Source organism: Pradoshia sp. Z3_51, from assembly GCF_058215915.1.
The window spans coordinates 133,802-152,983 of record NZ_JBZAJC010000006.1 but is presented as its reverse complement, the minus strand read 5'-3'; the positions used below and the strand labels follow the sequence as shown (position 1 = coordinate 152,983).

At 38.5% G+C, this 19,182-nt stretch carries 13 protein-coding genes; 8 read left to right on the top strand and 5 right to left on the bottom strand.

The features are described 5' to 3' along the window. Window positions 1–169: 169 nt before the first annotated feature. The gene (locus AC4BHA_RS13250) at window positions 170–448 is read right to left on the bottom strand and encodes an AbrB/MazE/SpoVT family DNA-binding domain-containing protein (RefSeq protein WP_066106388.1); all 279 of its coding nucleotides are present in this window, start codon (window positions 446–448) and stop codon (window positions 170–172) included. A 208-nt stretch (window positions 449–656) separates the two neighbouring features. On the opposite strand from AC4BHA_RS13250, the gene AC4BHA_RS13245 reads away from it, so the two are divergent. Beyond that, window positions 657–899, top strand: a complete 243-nt coding sequence (locus AC4BHA_RS13245) for a YkuS family protein (protein ID WP_066106389.1) — start codon at window positions 657–659, stop codon at window positions 897–899. A gap of 59 nt (window positions 900–958) precedes the next feature. On the opposite strand, the gene dnaN is transcribed toward AC4BHA_RS13245, so the two are convergent. After that, window positions 959–2,089: a DNA polymerase III subunit beta gene (gene dnaN / locus AC4BHA_RS13240; RefSeq protein ID WP_066106897.1), complete on the bottom strand. Its 1,131-nt coding sequence runs from the start codon at window positions 2,087–2,089 to the stop codon at window positions 959–961. 479 nt (window positions 2,090–2,568) lie between these two features. Then, the gene (locus AC4BHA_RS13235) at window positions 2,569–3,735 is read right to left on the bottom strand and encodes an MFS transporter (protein ID WP_140461740.1); all 1,167 of its coding nucleotides are present in this window, start codon (window positions 3,733–3,735) and stop codon (window positions 2,569–2,571) included. Window positions 3,736–4,026: 291 nt separating this feature from the next. On the opposite strand from AC4BHA_RS13235, the gene AC4BHA_RS13230 reads away from it, so the two are divergent. From AC4BHA_RS13230 to AC4BHA_RS13200, 7 genes are all read left to right on the top strand, one after another. Further along, on the top strand, window positions 4,027–5,535 hold the full coding sequence (locus AC4BHA_RS13230; RefSeq protein WP_490558761.1) for an ABC transporter permease: 1,509 nt from the start codon (window positions 4,027–4,029) through the stop codon (window positions 5,533–5,535). Window positions 5,536–5,547: 12 nt separating this feature from the next. Further along, entirely contained in the window at window positions 5,548–6,246 is a 699-nt protein-coding gene (locus AC4BHA_RS13225) for an ABC transporter ATP-binding protein (protein WP_066106398.1), read from the top strand. Between the two features lie 81 nt (window positions 6,247–6,327). Next, window positions 6,328–7,017: a response regulator transcription factor gene (locus AC4BHA_RS13220; protein ID WP_139892251.1), complete on the top strand. Its 690-nt coding sequence runs from the start codon at window positions 6,328–6,330 to the stop codon at window positions 7,015–7,017. Next, entirely contained in the window at window positions 7,004–8,497 is a 1,494-nt protein-coding gene (locus AC4BHA_RS13215; protein ID WP_490558788.1) for a HAMP domain-containing sensor histidine kinase, read from the top strand. The genes AC4BHA_RS13220 and AC4BHA_RS13215 overlap by 14 nt, the downstream gene beginning before the upstream one ends. A 659-nt stretch (window positions 8,498–9,156) precedes the next feature. Further along, the gene (locus AC4BHA_RS13210; protein ID WP_490552443.1) at window positions 9,157–10,617 is read left to right on the top strand and encodes a S1C family serine protease; all 1,461 of its coding nucleotides are present in this window, start codon (window positions 9,157–9,159) and stop codon (window positions 10,615–10,617) included. A 171-nt stretch (window positions 10,618–10,788) separates the two neighbouring features. Continuing rightward, entirely contained in the window at window positions 10,789–13,002 is a 2,214-nt protein-coding gene (locus tag AC4BHA_RS13205) for an alpha-galactosidase (RefSeq protein WP_490552441.1), read from the top strand. Between the two features lie 108 nt (window positions 13,003–13,110). After that, a complete protein-coding gene (locus AC4BHA_RS13200) occupies window positions 13,111–14,370 on the top strand; it encodes an ATP-binding protein (RefSeq protein WP_490552438.1) in 1,260 nt (419 codons plus the stop codon). Window positions 14,371–14,430: 60 nt separating this feature from the next. Here AC4BHA_RS13200 and helD read toward each other — a convergent pair whose 3' ends face one another. Then, window positions 14,431–16,764 carry an RNA polymerase recycling motor HelD gene (gene helD, locus AC4BHA_RS13195; protein ID WP_490552436.1) on the bottom strand — a complete coding sequence of 778 codons (2,334 nt, stop codon included), beginning with the start codon at window positions 16,762–16,764 and terminating at the stop codon, window positions 14,431–14,433. Window positions 16,765–16,941: 177 nt separating this feature from the next. Next, complete coding sequence (locus AC4BHA_RS13190) at window positions 16,942–19,068, bottom strand: MMPL family transporter (RefSeq protein WP_490552434.1); 2,127 nt, start codon at window positions 19,066–19,068, stop codon at window positions 16,942–16,944. Between the last annotated feature and the right edge of the window lie 114 nt (window positions 19,069–19,182).

Genomic DNA, 19,182 nt, shown 5'->3' with positions numbered 1-19,182 from the left:
TAATCCTTTTTAATGTGATCCTTTTTGGCACTGCCAGTTAGTCCGCAACTTAAATTAACAAATCAAGGACTCTTTAATTTCCAAGCATTTAAACATATTACAGTCGATGCTAGTAAGTAAGTATAAAATTCTCTTGAATTCGAGGTAAAAGGCGATAAAGAATCGCCTTTTATCTTTCAATCACTCGATTTAATTCTGAATTTAGTATTCGTAATCCTTCCTGACTTAACACAATCTTTCCATTGGCTAATGAAATATTCTGATTACTGACTTCACCTGTAATGGCACAAGCCTTACCCGGTGTATATTTTTGCAGGATAATTTTGTCTTCATCCGTAAAAATCTCTATAGAATCTTTTATGTTAATATCAAGAGTTCTTCTAAGTTCAATCGGCAGTACAATTCTGCCGAGTTCATCGACTTTTCTAACAATCCCAGTTGACTTCATTTTCACACCACTTTTCTTTCCTTTTTATAGAATAATAGTCTTAAATTGGTTATAAGTAAATAGTTTTGCTCAAATATTAACATGATTGTAATACTAAATGCTATACCAGTAATAATAATATATATACCAATATTTCGATTGACCTTCTGCATTTTTGGTATAATTTGTCGCCTTAATGGACAATTTACATAAGAAGGAGGTGGATGTTATGGCTAAAATTGGTGTGGAGCAATCTTTATCAGACGTTCAACAAGCTTTACGTGATAAAGGACATAATGTAATCGAATTAAAACAGGAAAATGACACACAAGGGTGTGACTGCTGTGTTGTATCCGGCCTGGATATTAACGTAATGGGTATGCAGGATACAGCAACAAAAGCTTCAGTGATCAACGCTGATGGTCTTACTGCTGAGGAAGTATGTCAGGCAGTTGAAAACAGAATTCAATAAAAAATAACGGCTGCCGTGTACAAGCAGCCGTTATTTTTTTTCTAAGAAATAGATTTACATCAATACGATCGTACAGGGGATATAAGGTGAAGATGAGACGGATTGTTAACTGGTTCAATCAAGACGGGTCTTAAGGATCCGCCAAAACTTAATTTTACTTCTTTTTCTTTTATGGCTTTTAAAGCATCGAGTAGAAATTCTCCATCAAGAGATATACTTAAATTAATTTCACCTTGAACCATTCTGATATCCATTATTTCTTCGATTTTCCCCATGTCTGTTGAGTTTGATGCAATCTTTATTTGTTTACCATCTATCATTTCAATCAATATATTGTTATTTTTCCATTCACTTGCAAACAGCCGAGCCCGATCTATCCCCTTTAATAACTTTACTGTATCTAGTATCATGACGGTTTTCGAATCGGCTGGTATAAGTTTAGAGATGCCAGGGAAATTACCTTCAATAAGTCTGGAATATAATGAGGTAGTCGACGATTTGAATACGATATAATTGTCTAATATGTAAATATGTATAAGATCTTTTTCATTATTCATTAGTTTTGTGAGCTCAGTAAGGCTGGCACCAGGAACAATGAAAGAAGCTTCAATTTGTGAGTTTATTGGTACTTTCCTTAAAGCCAGTCGATGGGAATTGGTCGCAACACAGGTTAGCTTATTCTCTTTAAACGACATATTCACACCAGTTAGAACAGGTCTTGTTTCACTTTTGGAGACTGCAAATGTAGTTTGTTTGATTATTTCCATTAAGGCAGAGCTGTGTATCTGTATAAAATGGTTTGTCTTTATTGAAGGGTAAGTGGGATACTTGCCAGGATTAAATCCATTTAGGTATACCATGACTTCATCAGATTGAATTTTAGCTACGTTATTTCCAGTTACCTTTATATGAATATCATCAGATAATTTTTTTACAACTTCACATAAATATTTAGCTGGAAGAACTGCGCTGCCAGTTTCATCTATGTTTAATATCCGGATACCGTTCATTTCTAAAGGAATTATTTTTTCTATTGCAATATTGGAATTGCTGCCAATCAGAATTAAACAATCCTCCTTAGCGACCAACTTTATGCCTGTTAGAATTGGTAAAAGCGATTTTGTTGTCACTGCCCTGCTAACATCGGATAATGCCTCGTTGAAATAATCTTTACTTATTGTAAGTTCCATTAGAAGTCTCCCAAGTCCATAATTAGTTTCATGTATATTCAATTCTCCAAAAAGAATCATATTCCTTCTTTCAGCATGAATCCTTCCGGTTAACTTACTAGCCATTAAGTTGCATAAAATTAAGTAAAGGCTCCCCGCTAACAAAATGTTAGTTATGATATACCTATATTCTATAATTCACTCAAAATTCCTCCTAAATATAGACCGAATCTAGATTGCAAGTGAAATAGCGGAAAGGAAACTGATGATTAGGATATTCTAGGGAGAGTAACAGGGGGAATCCCGCCGATTCGGCAGGAAATCCAGCGGGAAAGAGGCAGAAACCAGCCAATTAGGTGAATAAACCAGCGGAAAGCAGGAATAATAAAGCCGGATTGAGGAAAAAACCAGCCAGCGCCTGCCCATAGCGCTTAAGATTACCTCTTATAAAACAAAAAAGCCTCCGATGGTAAAAAATCGAAGGCTTCAATACTATAATTTTATAAAGCTTGAACTTTTCTTGCCTGAGCATGGTAAACCTGATAAAGCAATAATGCACCTACAGTCAGAATAGCTCCTGAAATATAAGGGAGTCCAACGGCGAATGAATACAGTAAACCTCCAAGTGGCGGGCCTATGATCCTGCCAAGGGAATCAAAGGATGAAAGTAGTCCGGTTGAGCTGCCGTGTCCTCCTGTTGAGGTCTTTGTCAGCAATGCAGTGACAGCTGGACGAATAAGCCCATTGCCTAACCCGAAGATTGTTATAAAGAGTGTTGCAGTCCAGAAGCTATTGGTAAATAGGATTAGTATAAACCCGATGATTGAAACGATTAGCCCGATTTGAATGACTCGGCCTTCTCCCCATTTCTTCGTCATAATTCCAATGAGTCCTCCCTGCACAATCGCACTGCCAAATCCCATAATCATAAAGATATATCCTAATTGGACCGTATCAATTCCAGCCTTATTAGCGGCAAAATAAGCAAAAGTTGCTTCAAGACCAGCCATAGACAAAGATACGACGCATTGAAGCACAAACAAGATAGAAGCAGCACCGCTAAAATTCATCCACATCGATTTGTTGCCCGAGCTTTGTTTTCCTAATTGTTCAGCTGTTAAGGATTCCTTAAGAACAATAAGTACTAATAAGAACGTCAAAGTAGAGAGGATTCCGGCAATTAAGAAAGGCGTATTTAAGCTGGATTTTGAAAGAATCCCGCCAATTGCTGGACCGAAGATGAAGCCTAACCCGGTCGCTGCTCCTATAATCCCCATTCCTTTTCCACGATCTTCTTCAGTCGTAATATCTGCTACATAGGCCATGGTAGTTGGCATATTGGCTGAGGAAAGGATACCACCAATGATCCGTGCCACAAACATTATCCATAATGAATTGGCTATGGCCATGATGAAGAATGATAAAGCCAGACCAAATATACCGATTAACATGACTGGTTTTCTGCCGATTCGATCCGATATCTTTCCCCAAATCGGAGCGAAAATTAACTGCATTAACGAATAAACTGCCATTAGTAAGCCAAGCTGGGTAGGTGTGCCGCCGACCTCTTCTGCTAAAAATGGAAGGACCGGAATGATAATCCCGAAGCCAACCATCACTAAAAACATGACCAGGAATAGAACGGGCAATATTTTTTTATTTTCCATGAGTTTCTCCTCTAAAACCGCTCAAAATGCTTAGATAATTATGTGTCTATGAAGTATAAAAAAATCTATGTATCAAGCGGTTATATTAATAGTTATATTCTTTTCAACTGTACATAATCAATATTTCTAACGTCAATTGTAAAGCTTTTCATACAAATATAATAGTTTCACCTACACAAATATTTTTAGTTTTGTTTGACATTTTATCGACACATTATGGTCGTAAGATTTTTTATAGAAAAGCTTTTCTAAGGATTTACCCGGTATAGATTGTCAGAAAGGATGAAAAAGATGAACTTTATAAAAAGGGCTTTTTTAAGTGTAAAAGCCAGAAAAGGGAAGAGCATTCTACAGTTAGTTGTATTCACAGTTACCTGTGTGCTTGTTTTATCTGGCTTATCGATACAAACAGCAGCAAACAAATCAGCAGAGCTCGCAAAACAGAGTCTTGGCAGTGAAGTCACACTAAGTGCTGATCGAGAAAAATTAATGGAGCAGCAACGGCAGGAGCGTGAAAATCAAGAAAACAGAGAACCTGTTAGATTAACAGAAGAGCCTGTCGCGGTTGAGGATGCAAATGAATTACTATCTTTGTCACAGATAAAAGGATATAACTATTATTCTACTACATTTGGAGTGGCTGGAAATTTTGATCCAATAGAAACAGAGTCAACAAGTACAACAAATGAAACGAACAAAAATGGCCAAGGTCCGGGATTTGGAGGAGGCGGCAGTCCAAGTATGGCGGATGCCGATATTAGTCTCCAGGGAGTAGCTTTTACAGATACAACAAGCGAATTTATGGATGGAGATGCCGAAATGGTAGAGGGCACTCATCTATCAGATGACCATTTAAATAAAAATGTAGCCATTATCGAAGAGACACTGGCTGAAGAGAACGAATTGGTAGTTGGGGACCAATTAGAGGTGACCTCTTCAACAGATGAAGATACAACTGTTGAAGTCGAAATAATCGGCATTTACAAAACTTCTTCAATATCTACTGATTCAGGTATGATGAACTTCACTGCCATGAATCCGTATAACAAAGTATATGTACCATACACACTTGTTAATGAATTGAAGGGTGAAGATTACAAGGATACAATCGAAAGCGCAGTCTACTACATGAATGACCCAGCGGATACGGATTCTTTTATTGAGGATGCAGAAGCGACCGGAGCTATTGATACGGACATATTTAAAATGGATGCCAACGATCAGTTGTATCAACAAATGGTTGAACCAATTAACAATGTAGCATCCTTTTCTAAGAACGTTGTCTATCTCGTGACTATTGCAGGTGCGATTATTTTAGGACTGATTGTAATGCTTGGTATACGGGAGCGTAAATATGAAATGGGCGTACTGCTTGCCATTGGAGAAAAGAAGAGCAAGTTGATAGGGCAGTTTATTGTAGAAATACTAATCATTGCTGTATTTGCACTTGGTATAGCTTCTGTCACTGGTAATGTAGCAGCTGATAAAATCGGCGATCAATTATTATCCCAACAAGTAGAAACGGATACACAATCCACAATGGATCCATTTGGCGGTAAAGGAATGCAAATGGAAGGCGGCATGGGCCCTGGAATGGGAGGAGGAGGAAACGCTCCTGGTGCACCGAATCAGGCACAGGTGGAAACAGCTCAAGTGGATGATCTAGATGTTAAAGTAACTGCTTCCGATCTTGGTATGTTAACCGGTATTGGTTTACTGATTGCCATCCTGGCTACATTGATCCCATCATTATCCATACTTCGATTGCAGCCAAAAGCAATACTTTCAAGACAGGATTAGGAGGAACCGTAAATGAGCGCATTATTGGAGTTTAAGGATCTAAGTTATTGGTACAGACATAATAATAAACAGCATGATATAGTAAAGAAAATTAATGTTTCTTTTAATAAAGGATTATTTTATGCAATTGTCGGTCCTTCCGGTTCAGGAAAAACTACGCTTCTCGCCTTGGCGAGTGCGCTGGATGCTCCTAAGGATGGACAGGTATTATACGAAGGAAAAGATATTAGAAAAATTGGATATACCACGTTTCGAAATAAATATGTTTCGATTGTCTTCCAATCCTATAATTTACTGCCCTATATGACTGCGTTACAAAATGTCACTACAGCGATGGAGATTACCGGAAATAAGGTTAAGGACAAAAAACAGTATGCACTCGAGATGCTTAGAAAAGTGGGCATCGATGAAAAGCAGGCTGGACAAAAGGTGCTCACACTGAGTGGCGGTCAGCAGCAACGTGTCTCCATTGCACGAGCCCTTTGCTGTAAATCAGATTTAATTGTAGCAGATGAACCGACTGGAAACCTCGATGAGGATACCGCTCAAGACATCATTAAGTTATTTATGCAGCTGGCACATGAGGAAAATAAATGTGTCATCATCGTTACGCATGATCAGCATATTGCTGACATTGCAGATCAAACGATTCGCCTTTCTAAAGGCCAAATAACGATTGTTAATAATATAAGCGAACATTCGCACCAATAAGTGAATTTTGTTTAATGAAAATCTCCGAGTTATCGGGGATTTTTGTCCTATCTTTTAATCCTCGAGGAGTGAGTACGAAAGATGCAAAAAATCATGATTGTAGAAGATGAAAAAGCCATCAGCCAGGTTTTAAAGGCTTACTTGAAGAAAGTAAACTACGAAGTTGAACAAGTATTTACAGGTGGTGAAGCCATTGCTAAATTTGAGGAGTTTCAACCGAATCTTGTTTTGCTCGATGTTATGCTTCCAGGTATGAGTGGATGGGATATATTAAAAGAAATTCGTACGAAAAGCGCATGCCCTGTTATTATGCTCACAGCACTTGGTGATATTAATTACAAGCTCACAGGCTTAAATGATGGAGCTGACGACTATATCACTAAACCCTTCATTGGAGATGAAGTGGTTGCCCGTGTCCAGGCAGTATTGAGAAGATCTGGACAGGTCATTGATGATAAGGAAAAGAAACAGTTTGGCGCGTTGTGCATTAATATGAAAGCTCATAATGTTACATTAAATGGAGTAGAGCTTGACTTAACACCGCGCGATCTCTCACTGCTCATCTTCTTGGCACAAAATCCTAATCAATTATTTACGAGAGATCAATTAATTGATCATGTATGGGGGATGGATTACGACGGCAGTGACCGAGCGGTAGATTTGTCCATCAAAAGGCTGAGAAAGTCTCTGCAAAACTGGCCTGCATCTGAAGGAGAAATTAAAACTCTGCGAGGATTGGGGTATCAATTAAGTGTCTATGAAAAAAAATAATAAACTGCAAATGTATTTTCTGAAGCACTTGGGTCAAAAAAAGAAAAACCATCCGACTAAACGTGTCAGTTTGTTGAAATACTGGACGACACGATATCTGGTTACCCTGTTTATTGGACTTATTGTCATAGGATTCCTTACAGGAATCATTATCAGGCAATCCACTCTTAATAAGAACCTGGATATTAATAAATATTTGGCTGAGGAAGTAGCAGCGCGAATACTGGATCAAATGGTTGGAACTGATATTCAAACAGAGCAGAATCCAGAGGTTTTTGCCAATCGAAAAAAATTATTAGAGGTCAGCGGCAATCCGTCCATTTATGTGGTGGATGTAAATGGAAAAATAGTAATTGAGAATCGTTCAAGTAATCACCTTAATGTATCTTCATTTTCAACTGCACTGCTTAATAGTAAGGATGAAGTGAAACAATTAAACAATATTGGTGGCAGAGATTATTATTTGGTTAAGCGGCCTATGATTGTGAATGATACGGTGATTAGTTGGATTGTCGTTATGCAATCTGAGGATGAGTTAACTGCAGTAGATCAGGAATACAAATTACTTTTGATTATGATTTTAAGTTTGGCCTTGCTCGGATGGGTTGCGATTTACTTTTTATCCAAAAGACTGGTTAAGCCGATTGAGAATGTAGCTGAAGCAGCTAAGCAGGTTCAAAAAGGAAATTATAATATTGAACTTATTGAAGAGGTAAATGAACAGGAAGTTTATGATTTAGTCCATTCCTTTAAGGAAATGGCTATTAAATTGGAGCAGCTTGAAGCTATGCGAGCTGAATTGCTGGCAGGTGTAACACATGAATTAAAGACGCCTGTAACGTCTATCAGCGGTTTGCTTCAAGCCGTTAATGATGGAGTTGTAACAGGGGAAGAAGCAAAAGAGTTTCTGGCCATATCCTTACAGGAAACGACTCGTATGCAAAAAATGGTGGGAGACTTATTGGAGTTCAACTCCTTTACAGCCAATGCCATCCCTGTTAACAGAGAGTCTGTAAAAATTGGTGAGGTCATTAATGAAATGATTTACCAATGGGATATTGTGCAGGATGATCAACTTGTTAAAGTTACTGTACAGCAGCCAAAAGAAGATATGGTAGTATCGGCGGACCCTCTGCGATTGCAGCAAATTATGATTAATCTCTTGAATAATTCCAAGCATGCTATTCAAGGAGAGGGAAGGATAGAGGTCCGTATTTATAAATATGATGAGGATCATGTCGCAATCGATGTACAGGACAGCGGTTCGGGAATCCCGCTTGCCGAGCAGGATTTAATATTTGAACGTTTTTATCGAGGAGAAGATAAAAAATACAAAATCCGCGGTCTAGGACTAGGACTCCCATTCAGCAGAATGCTCGCCAATGCAATGGATGGAGATTTGGTATTAACGAATAGCAGTGAAGAAGGTACAACGTTTACTATAGTGCTGAAACGGCTTGCTCAGAAGCGAGGAGCATAAGACAGAGGCTCGGAAGGAGGTGTTCTTCCCTCCTGAAGAGACTATGCTTATGTCCTGAGCTTCTAGCCGTTGAAGCCGGATTACACATAGTACTGAAGAGCCTTATCTTAAGGAACGAAGACTAAGAACGCCACGTCCTGTGGCAACGTCTTCATGACCTACATCCTGTAGGCCCGTGAGGAGCATAAGACAGAGGCTCGAAGGGGATGTTCTTCCCCGAAGAGGCTATGCTTATGTCCCGAACTCCTAGGCTCTGAAGCCGGATTACCATAGTGCTGAAGAGCCTCGTTTAAGGAACGAAGACTAAAAGCGCCACGTCCTGTGGCAACGTCTTCATGACCTACATCCTGTAGGCCCGCGAGGAGCATAAGACAGAGGCTCGGAAGGATTAAGGGTAAGGGACAAAGACTAAAAACGCCATGTCCTGTGGCAACGTCTTTGTGACCTACATCCTGTAGGCCCCCAGAACATAATGAATATGTTTAAAAGCTGCCAAAGAACAGGCAGCTTTTAAATTTTTTAAGAGGAGAAAAGATTTTGACATTTTGTTGACACATACAGTTAGTAAATTAGATAGTGAGAAGAGCAGAAATGCAATTATTCTACAATTATCGTAATATATTAAATAGACACTTTAATGAGTGAGGAGAGGAATTTGGATGGAAAACAATAACCGTCGTGATTATGATGATTTTGATAGACCAATAGATACTGCTAATCAGGATAATATTCAGATTCCTGCATTACCAGATGAGAAAGATATTGAAACAGAAATTATTTCATATCGTGGATATCATGAACTAAGCTCTGCCAAGGAAGAAGATATGACAGATGAAAATAATGAACAAGTAAATGAATGTTTGGAAGTACAACCGCTTCAAGCATCTGATGATCAAGCAGAGGTTAGATCTACAAGAGAGAAGAAAAAAAGGTCCAGATGGCTGACACCAGTCATTACCGCAATTCTTGGTGGAATGGTGGCACTTGGAGCAGGTTCTTACTTAGGTTTTGTTGATTTATCAGGCGTACTGCCAGGTGATGATGGACCTGTTAAAACAGCCATTGCTACAAATGATAAGGTAAATGATGAGGATGGCCTGAAGATTGTAGACTCTACGAAAACAACCTCTGAACTAATTCAAATGATTGAGGAGGTTTCTCCTGCGGTTGTAGGTATAGTGAATATACAAAACTCATCTAATTACTATGACTACCGCCAACCAACAATCAATGAGGAGTCCAATAACAGCCAGGAGAGCGGGACTGGTTCTGGGGTTATTTTCAAAAAATCGGGAAAAGATGCATTTATTGTGACCAATAATCATGTTATTGAGAATGCAGATACTATTGAGGTGTCCTTGGCAGAAGGTACAAGGATAACGGCTGAACTGGTTGGAACAGATCCATTAACAGACTTGGCGGTATTAAAAATTGATGGAAGCAAAGTGACAAAAGTAGCCGAATTCGGAGACTCTGAAAAGCTAAGTGTTGGTGAACCAGTGTTGGCAATAGGTAACCCTTTGGGTCTTGACTTCTCGGGGTCCGTAACCCAGGGAATTATCAGCGGATTGCAGCGTACAGTAACGGTTGCTACATCTGCTGGTGAATGGGATATGGATGCAATTCAAACGGATGCAGCTATAAACCCTGGGAACAGTGGCGGAGCGCTTGTCAATTCCGACGGACAAGTTATTGGTATCAACAGTATGAAAATATCATCTGAAGAGGTTGAGGGAATAGGGTTTGCTATTCCAAGTAAGGATGTTTCAGATATTGTGAATGACCTTCTTGCCGATGGAAAAGTACAACGTCCATATATTGGTGTAGGCTTGCAATCTATATCCGAAATACCTCAATATGTATTGCAGCAACAATTGAATCTTCCTTCCGAGATAACAAGTGGAGTGTTAGTAACTCAGGTGGAAACCGGTTCTCCCGCTGCTGAAGCAGGTATAGAGGCTAAGGACGTGGTAGTGGCAATCAATGATGCGGAAGTCACTACACTTGGGGAGTTCAGAAAATACTTGTATTCTAATGCTGCAAATGGAGATAAGGTCAAAATCAAGCTTTATCGAAATGGAGTGGAGAAAACCGTATCTGTTACAGTAACGGAGAAATAATAACTGAGAATAACTGTCGACTGCCTTGCCCCCTTGGGTAGAAGACATTATTTAAATAGATGAAGATTTCGCTTTGAAGCCTTATTTTAAGGCTTCTTTTTTTTGCATTTATGAGCAAGTTGGTATTTTCGTGTACATATATATAGAAGAAAAGATATGAGGGAGATCAAAATGGGAGTGTCGTACTGTCCTAAACGGAAAATATTCCATTTGCAAGCTGGTGAAATGAGCTATGTGATAAAAATCTATCATCAAGCATATCTGTCTCATTTATATTGGGGGAAAAGGATCAAGGATGTGAATGAAAGCAATCAATTACAGTTTAAGTACCGATTGTTCTCTCCACAACCAGAAGGGTTTGACAGAACGTTTTCCCTTGATACGTTGCCTCAGGAATATCCAGCAAACAACACTGATTTTCGTACGCCGGCCTATCAAGTTCAATTTTCGGATGGTTCAGCCGTTACTGATTTAAAATATAAACATTTTCACATATATAAGGGGAAACGAAAATTAACCGGATTACCTGCTACGTACATTGAAGAAGAAGAGGAAGCAACCTCTATAGATTTTACCCTTATGGATAATCAAACGGGGCTTCAGGCGATATTGACGTATAGTACATACGAGCAATCCAATGTGATCACTCGGTCAGTCCGGTTTATAAATCATGGAGCTAACTCCGTGAGTATAATTAAAGCCATGAGTGCTTCTGTTGATTTTAGAGAAAGCGAATTTGATTTGCTCACTTTATATGGCGCCCATGCGAATGAATGTAATCTATCGAGAAAACGTTTAACAGCCGGAAGCCATCTCATCGAGAGCAGACGTGGGGCCAGCAGTCATCAGCATAATCCCTTTATGTGCCTGGCAAAGCCAGATACAAATGAAGAGTATGGAGAAGTATATGGGTTCAGTCTGGTTTATAGTGGGAATTTTAGAGCGCAGGCTGAGGTTGATCAGTATGAAACCACGCGCCTTTCCATTGGTATTAATCCCTCTAATTTTAGTTGGCATTTGGGGAGAGGAGAAATCTTTCAAACACCGGAAGTCGTTATGGTTTATTCTTATAAGGGTTTCAGTGACATGTCGAGAACTTATCATGAATTATATCGCTTTCGATTGGCGAGAGGGCAGCACAGAGATTGTCTGCGGCCAGTATTGTTAAATAACTGGGAGGCTACGTATTTTAAATTTGACTCTGACAAGCTTTTAAAGCTTGCACGAGAAGGTAAGGAGCTTGGGATTGAATTATTTGTCCTGGATGATGGATGGTTCGGAAAACGTAACAACGCCAAAACTTCTCTTGGAGATTGGTATGTAAATAAGCAAAAATTACCTGGCGGGTTAAAAAAGCTGGCAGAGCAAATTAATCAGCTTGGGATGAAATTTGGGCTTTGGTTTGAACCTGAAATGGTATCTATGGAAAGTGACTTATATCGAAATCATCCCGATTGGTGCATTCAAGTGCCCAATCGCCCGAAATCATTAGGACGTAATCAATTGGTCCTCGATCTAACAAGAGCCGAGGTATGTGAGTACATTATTGAATCGGTTTCAAATGTCTTATTATCTGCTCCTATTAGCTATGTGAAGTGGGATATGAATCGACATATGACGGAAGTGGGGTCACTTGCTTTACCTATAGAACGCCAAAGAGAAACAGGGCATCGCTACATTCTGGGACTCTATTATATATTAGAGGTGTTGACTACCCGCCATCCAACGGTCTTATTTGAGAGTTGTTCGGGGGGAGGGGGAAGATATGATCCAGGGATGCTGTTTTATATGCCTCAAGTATGGACGAGTGACAATACAGATGCTATCTCAAGGTTAAAAATCCAGCACGGAACAAGCCTTGTGTATCCACCGGTGACAATGGGTGCTCATGTGTCAGCAAGCCCAAATCATCAGGTGCATCGTCACACTTCTTTAAACATGCGTGGACATGTTGCTATGTCAGGAAATCTAGGATACGAGCTGGATTTTTCCAAACTGAGTCAATTAGAAAAGAAAATGATTAAAGACCAGATTTCCTTGTATAAGGAAATTCGTTCGATTATACAATTTGGCACGTATTATCGATTACTTAGCCCATTTGCAGGAAATCAGGCAGCTTGGCAATTTGTCAGTCAAGATTTATCTGAAACGGTTGTGATGTATTTCAGAATGATGGCACAGCCTGCAGAACCGTTCCATATTCTGAGGCTCAGGGGGTTAAATCCCGAGAAAGAATACCTCGATAAACATACATCCTTAATATATGGTGGAGATGAATTAATGTATGCAGGACTTTCTATCCCGGAAATGAAGGGGGATTATTGCAGTATGTTTTGGAGGCTCGCCTTTGAAGGTTACGAAAAGATTAATAATATAGAGTTCTAGCTTTTATGAGTTTAGATTAATATACTGAGACTTCTAAAAATAATAATTTACTTTGGATATATTTTCCTCTAAACTTCAAAGTATAGATGTGTTTAGAAGGAGAATCAGATGACAAGTGAATTCATTGCAAATTTATTTATTAATCTATTTATCATTCTGATTATTATTCAATTCATTTACTTTTGGCATGTTAAATATGAGGTACCTGGAGTGATTAGTCCTTTAATCGTTGGAATTGGTCAAGCGATTGCGATTCTTATTAATATTGTATTCTTCACTGCTGAATCACCTCCTGTCTTTCAGATCATGAATTTTAGTTCTATCTCCATTTTTATCGGTATCTTTTATGGTGGGTATGCGGTTGGTATCAGTTTATATATGCTGACGCTTACTACGTCTATCCTTTACACCACTTCATTTGAATGGTTTCACTTCTTTTCAGGTTTTTTTGCCCTTTTCTCTGCAATGGTTATTAGAAAGCAATACGTTAAACTAATGACCAGACAGCGTTTAGTAGCCTCCTTTGTAACGGCGCTTATTTCCTCTTTGGCTATTATGGAGATTTTTACAATTATAATGATTAACGATATTAAAACACTAAATCAAATTTTATATGTTTTCTTGTATATAACTGGAACGGTCTGGCTTGTTTATTCAATAGAAAGGCTAGAGAAAAACAGAAACTTTAAAAGTAAATTGATTGATACGGAAAAGATGCAGTCTGTCAGTCATTTAGCAGCCTCAATTTCACATGAAGTTCGTAATCCATTAACAGCCACGAAAGGATTTTTACAATTATTAAGAAGTGATGAGAATCTTACGAAGGAAAAAAAGGAGCAGTATATTGATATTGCGCTATCCGAATTGGACCGGGCTGATAACATTATTAAAGATTTTCTGGCGTTTGCTAAACCGCATATTAACAGTAAAGAAGATATCAATATTCAAGCAGAGTTGAATAAAGTAGCTGATATTGTTCAGCCGCTGGCTACTATGCGAAATGTACGTATTCAGATTGAAGTAGCTTCCTTTATAGTGAGAGGAGAAAAGCAATTATTTCAGCAATGTTTCGTTAATATCTTAAAAAATGGAATCGAATCAATGGGTCATGGGGGTTCTCTTACAATCAACACGGATCATAAGAGGAAAGGTGTAGATATACATATCATCGATACGGGCATTGGTATGACCAATGAACAATTAAAGCGTTTGGGCGAGCCCTATTATTCAACAAAAGGGGTAGAAGGAACAGGTCTTGGAATGATGGCGGTATATCGGATAATTGATTCGATGAAAGGGTCAATCCGTGTAAAAAGCAAGCCTGGTGAAGGGACAGCCTTTACCATCTATTTTCCGGGACAAGAATAAATAACTCCATAAATGGAGAAGACCTGAAGGGTTATAGCCCATTCAGGTCTTTTTATGCCTTTAATCAACATGGTATAAATCAGTCGGTATCCCATCAAGAAATGGACTCATTTCATCACTGCTAACCAGATAGAGTTCGTGCATAGCTCTTGTACAAGCCGTATAGAATAATTTTCTCTCCAATTCGCGGCTATAGGTTTCTTTTGATGCATCAAAAATAATGACAGCATCGAATTCAATTCCTTTTGATAAATAGGAAGGCAGAATTAATATTCCCTTATTATACGAATAGGTGTTTTTTTGCATGAGCTGGACATCGAGGTTTTTTGATAATTCTACGTAGGCATTCCGAGTTTCTTCTTCTGTTTTGCATATAATCGCAATGGTTTGATGACCAGTGTTCTCCAAAGAAGCGATCAGATTCATTATTTCCTGGGTCCGTTCTGAATTGTTATTTACGATTTTTATTGTAGGTTTTGGCCCAGTTCTATTAAATGGCTCAATTTGGACATTGCCCAAAATTTCCTTCGTAAAGTCAACAATTTGACGGGTTGATCGGTAGCTCTTTGTCAGAACCATCTTCTCAAAGCTCTCTGACTCATACAGCTCATTAGACAGAAGGGTTGGCGCATTCATCGAATGAGCATAAATAGCCTGATTAAAGTCGCCTAAAATGGTCATTTTACTATTTGGAAAAAGTTGTTTAAGAACAGCAAATTGAAATGGCGAATAATCCTGTGCCTCATCAATAAATAAGTGCCGGATAATATTATTAGTTTTTCGCCCCTCCAATTGTGCCTTTAAATAAATATAAGCTGTTGCATCTTCATTGGCTAATTGGTTTTGTTTGCATTTGTCTAAGGTGTAATCACAAATCCTTGGCCATGATTCAGGATAATCTGCATCATTGATATATTTATAGCTATTAAGGAAGAAGTTCTTATAGATAGCTTTTACATGGATAAATTTTAGATTTTTAATGGCTTTTTTTATTGGATTAAAATATTTACGAACTAATTTTTTTGCCAATTCATCTTTCTCGTGTTCAAAATCATTAAATGTGTCCTCTGACAAGCGATCTTTTGCCTGAATCTCCAAATAAGTCTCGGTATATTCATCTGTTTCAAGTAACTCTAGTTCATCTTCTACCCATTCTTTTTTATATTCGAGTTTTTCTTTTTGATCCAGCTTTTGTAAAAGCCAATCCTTCACGGTCTGCATACGAAGTTGGATAGGACTCCTGTTATCAAGAGAGTAAAAGTATTCCGCAATTTCACTTGCCGAAATAAGTGTTTCACCGCGGAAAGAAATTGTTTTAAATTTTAAATCCTGTCGACTGAGATGGTGAATATAGGCATCTATCAATTGTTTATACTGCAAATGGGATTTAAAACGAATTCCTTCAAGTCGAGCCTGGTAATATTCATCCTGTTCATTTTTCAATACGTATTCCATTTGCTGAAAAGGATCCTCGATATCAAATTCGTTACCTACATACTTTTCGATATAATCCTGAAAAGTAATTTGTTGCATGTTTTCTTCACCTAAATTAGGCAGAACAGTGGCTATATAGCTGTTGAATAAGGGATTTGGAGAAAATAATAAGATATGATCTGATTTGATCTTCCCAAAATAACGATATAGTAAAAAAGCCACGCGCTGAAGGGCAGCCGAAGTTTTACCGCTTCCGGCCACACCCTGGACGACCAAATACTTACTTTGTACGTTACGAATAATTTTATTTTGCTCTTTTTGAATCGTGGCAACAATATTCTTCATTTGATTATCCGCACGGGTGCCAAGAACTTCTTTTAAGAGTTCATCCCCTATTGTTAAGCCGGTATCAAACATACTTTTAAGCTTTCCATTTTTGATGATATATTGTCTCTTTAGCTCCATCGTGCCCGTGATGGGCCCTTCGAGTGTTTGATATTCAGCGGGTCCGGGTGAGTGGTCATAGTATAGACTCGAGATTGGGGCACGCCAATCATAGATCAGGAAATTTTCATTGTTCTGATCCATTAGAGAAGCAATTCCAATATAGACTTGATCTATTTGTTCTTCACCGTCTTCATGAAAATCAATCCTGCCGAAATATGGGGAGTCTTTAAGTAGGTCCAGTGTTTTTAGTTGCTTCGTAATCTGATATTGGGTTCTTTCTCTTTCTGACAGTAATTCAGATTGCTGTTTTATGCTCGCCAATGTTTCGACTGCATCCTCAATATTGTCCATATTGACGGTGACATCTTCCCAAAAGGTTTTGCGAATATAAATGACTTCATCCTTGAGTCCACCTGATGATTGGTTCAGCTTATTGGCTTTATTCTCAATAATCTTGATAATGGTTGATAGTCGTTGTTCTTCCTGTTGTTTAGCAAAATTTTGTTCGGTCATATCCTGTCCTCCTAGTGATTCGGATATTGATACACAGTCATACTTTCTATAATGGTTGATTTTGGTGAATATAATGAAAGACGGATCAAATTATTCTTTTCCAAACTATAAAATATCAATACCCGGTATCGGTGACATTTAAATCCTGTCATCAATACCGGGTATTGGTGGGTTAAATTACAGTTTAGTTGAATGAACTTCTTTCTGTTGATCTGCATCTTTTTCAAAGAACAGGATTAGAGAAGGCAGTAATAGGCCTCTTACAAGGAATGTATCCAATATAATGCCTATTGCTACAATAAAACCAAAAACAAATAAAACGGCTATGGGCTGTGTCATTAATACAGCGAATGTGGCCGCAAGAATGATTCCAGCGGAGGAAATGACACCGCCTGTATTAGCCACCGCGATTTCTACAGCTTTTTTAACAGGGTGCTTTTCACGTTCTTCTTTGTATCTGGATATTAAAATAATATTATAATCGATACCCAGTGCTACAAGGAAAACGAAAGCATACAGCGGTACACGGGTGTTAATAGCATCAATACCAAATAGGATATCTGTTAAAAATGTTCCAAGGCCTAGAGCTGCCAGGAAGGATAGCAAAATCGTTCCCATCATATAGATAGGCATCTTGAATGATCTGGTCAAAACAAATAGTAGAACTAAAATGAGTAATGTTTCTGCAATGACAATCACGATAATATCTCGATCATTAATAGTTCGATCGTCCACTTTGGTAGCAGTTTCTCCAGCGAAGTATAGCTCCCCTTCAATGTCTGCTTCTTTTAAGAGTGTATCTGATTTGTCTCGTATAGACTCTAAAGCATCTAAGGATTCTAATGCATATGGACTTTCTGAAAATGAAAGGCTGTACTGTAGTGCTTTCCCATCTTCAGTAGCACCTGATTGGCGAATACTTGCCACCAGATTTTGTTCTTCAAGTGACTTTGCAAGTTTTTCACTTTGTTCCTTTGAAATAGATTGTTCAGATTTAAGTAAAACAGTTGTTGGTGCCAAGTCACCTTTATCGAACTTTTCTTCCACAATCTCATAGCCTTCGCGAGATTGCATATCCTCTGGGAATCCTTTTACTGTATCAAATTCATATTCTATATTAAATATGTTTAAGGCAGAGATAAGCAGAATAGCAAATACAATTCCTCCAGCCATTAAAGGCTTGGTGGTAACAAAGTTTGCAGTTCTGGACCAGAAAGTAGCTTTTGTTTGATTACTTTCCCCAACCTGAGGGACCTTAGGCCAAAAGGATTTTCGGCCAAATAGGGTAAATAAAGCCGGAACGAGTGTCACTGATGCGATCATGATGATAAACATCGTTGTGGCAAAGGTAGGTGCAAAGCTTTGATAGTCCCCATTTTTAGCCAGGAATAGGACAAGCATGGCAGCCAAAACCGTCCCGCCTGAGAAGAAAACAGGTTCGCCTGTTTCTCGCATCGCCAAACTCATTGCTTCATGCTTGCTGGTATAACGTTTCAGTTCTTCTCGATATCGTGCAAAGACAAATAGAGAATAATCTATTACAGCTGCAAATAAGAGAATGGTCATAATGGATAGAGATTGGGTACTCATTTCCAAACCGGCTTTTCCCATTATACCAAGTACCTGATCAACCACTATATACACAAAACCAGCAGCCAAAAGCGGAATAAGTGCCAATAATGGGGAACGATAAATAACAATTAGCAGGACTAAAATCAATCCAACTGTTGAAAATAATAAGACAAGGTCGGCTTTTGAAAATAAGCCCAATGTATCAGCGGCAATTCCCGCCGGTCCAGTAATCTTGAATGTCATATCAGCAGTGGTATCTTCTACTGCAGCATAGATATCCTCAATACCGGCTTGAATCTCTTTTGACTCAAGTGAGCTTTCAAAATTAAGCGGTACAACAGCTGTTGTTCCATCCTTTGATAAGAATTGTACCTGTGCCTGTGGAGGCAGTGAAGAAAAAGGAACAGCTTCCTTAACTCCTTTTATATCTTCCTTAATGATCACATCCATCGCTTGACTTATTGTCTGCGTGTCTGCTTTTCCTGACTCAGCTGAGAATACTAAAAGGGCTGGGACCCCCTGATCATCTTTAAAATATTTGTTCAGTTCTTCGTTGGCAATAACGGATTTTGCATCATCAGGTAATGTTTGTATACTCGACACATCATAATCTTTGGCACTTGGTGCAAATAAGAATAATCCTAAGGTCACCACTAACCATGCAATTAACGTTATCCACATGCCGCGTTTAGTAGTAACCCTATCTGTTAGTGCGGCTAATAATCTCTTCAATTAAATTCCTCCTTCAGGAAAGGTTATGGGAATTATACGCATACCATAATTTAATTAAATAATTTATACAACAATTTATCAAATTTGATGATTCCTTAAATTGTACTAATATTG

Coding starts and splice junctions, on each gene's coding strand:
- AC4BHA_RS13215 (WP_490558788.1), top strand. CDS start 7,004: ATGAAAAAAAATAATAAACTGCAAATGTATTTTCTGAAGCACTTGGGT.
- AC4BHA_RS13220 (WP_139892251.1), top strand. CDS start 6,328: ATGCAAAAAATCATGATTGTAGAAGATGAAAAAGCCATCAGCCAGGTT.
- AC4BHA_RS13245 (WP_066106389.1), top strand. CDS start 657: ATGGCTAAAATTGGTGTGGAGCAATCTTTATCAGACGTTCAACAAGCT.
- AC4BHA_RS13210 (WP_490552443.1), top strand. CDS start 9,157: ATGGAAAACAATAACCGTCGTGATTATGATGATTTTGATAGACCAATA.
- AC4BHA_RS13235 (WP_140461740.1), bottom strand. CDS start 3,735: ATGGAAAATAAAAAAATATTGCCCGTTCTATTCCTGGTCATGTTTTTA.
- AC4BHA_RS13225 (WP_066106398.1), top strand. CDS start 5,548: ATGAGCGCATTATTGGAGTTTAAGGATCTAAGTTATTGGTACAGACAT.
- helD (WP_490552436.1), bottom strand. CDS start 16,764: ATGACCGAACAAAATTTTGCTAAACAACAGGAAGAACAACGACTATCA.
- AC4BHA_RS13230 (WP_490558761.1), top strand. CDS start 4,027: ATGAACTTTATAAAAAGGGCTTTTTTAAGTGTAAAAGCCAGAAAAGGG.
- AC4BHA_RS13200 (WP_490552438.1), top strand. CDS start 13,111: ATGACAAGTGAATTCATTGCAAATTTATTTATTAATCTATTTATCATT.
- AC4BHA_RS13205 (WP_490552441.1), top strand. CDS start 10,789: ATGGGAGTGTCGTACTGTCCTAAACGGAAAATATTCCATTTGCAAGCT.
- dnaN (WP_066106897.1), bottom strand. CDS start 2,089: ATGGAACTTACAATAAGTAAAGATTATTTCAACGAGGCATTATCCGAT.
- AC4BHA_RS13250 (WP_066106388.1), bottom strand. CDS start 448: ATGAAGTCAACTGGGATTGTTAGAAAAGTCGATGAACTCGGCAGAATT.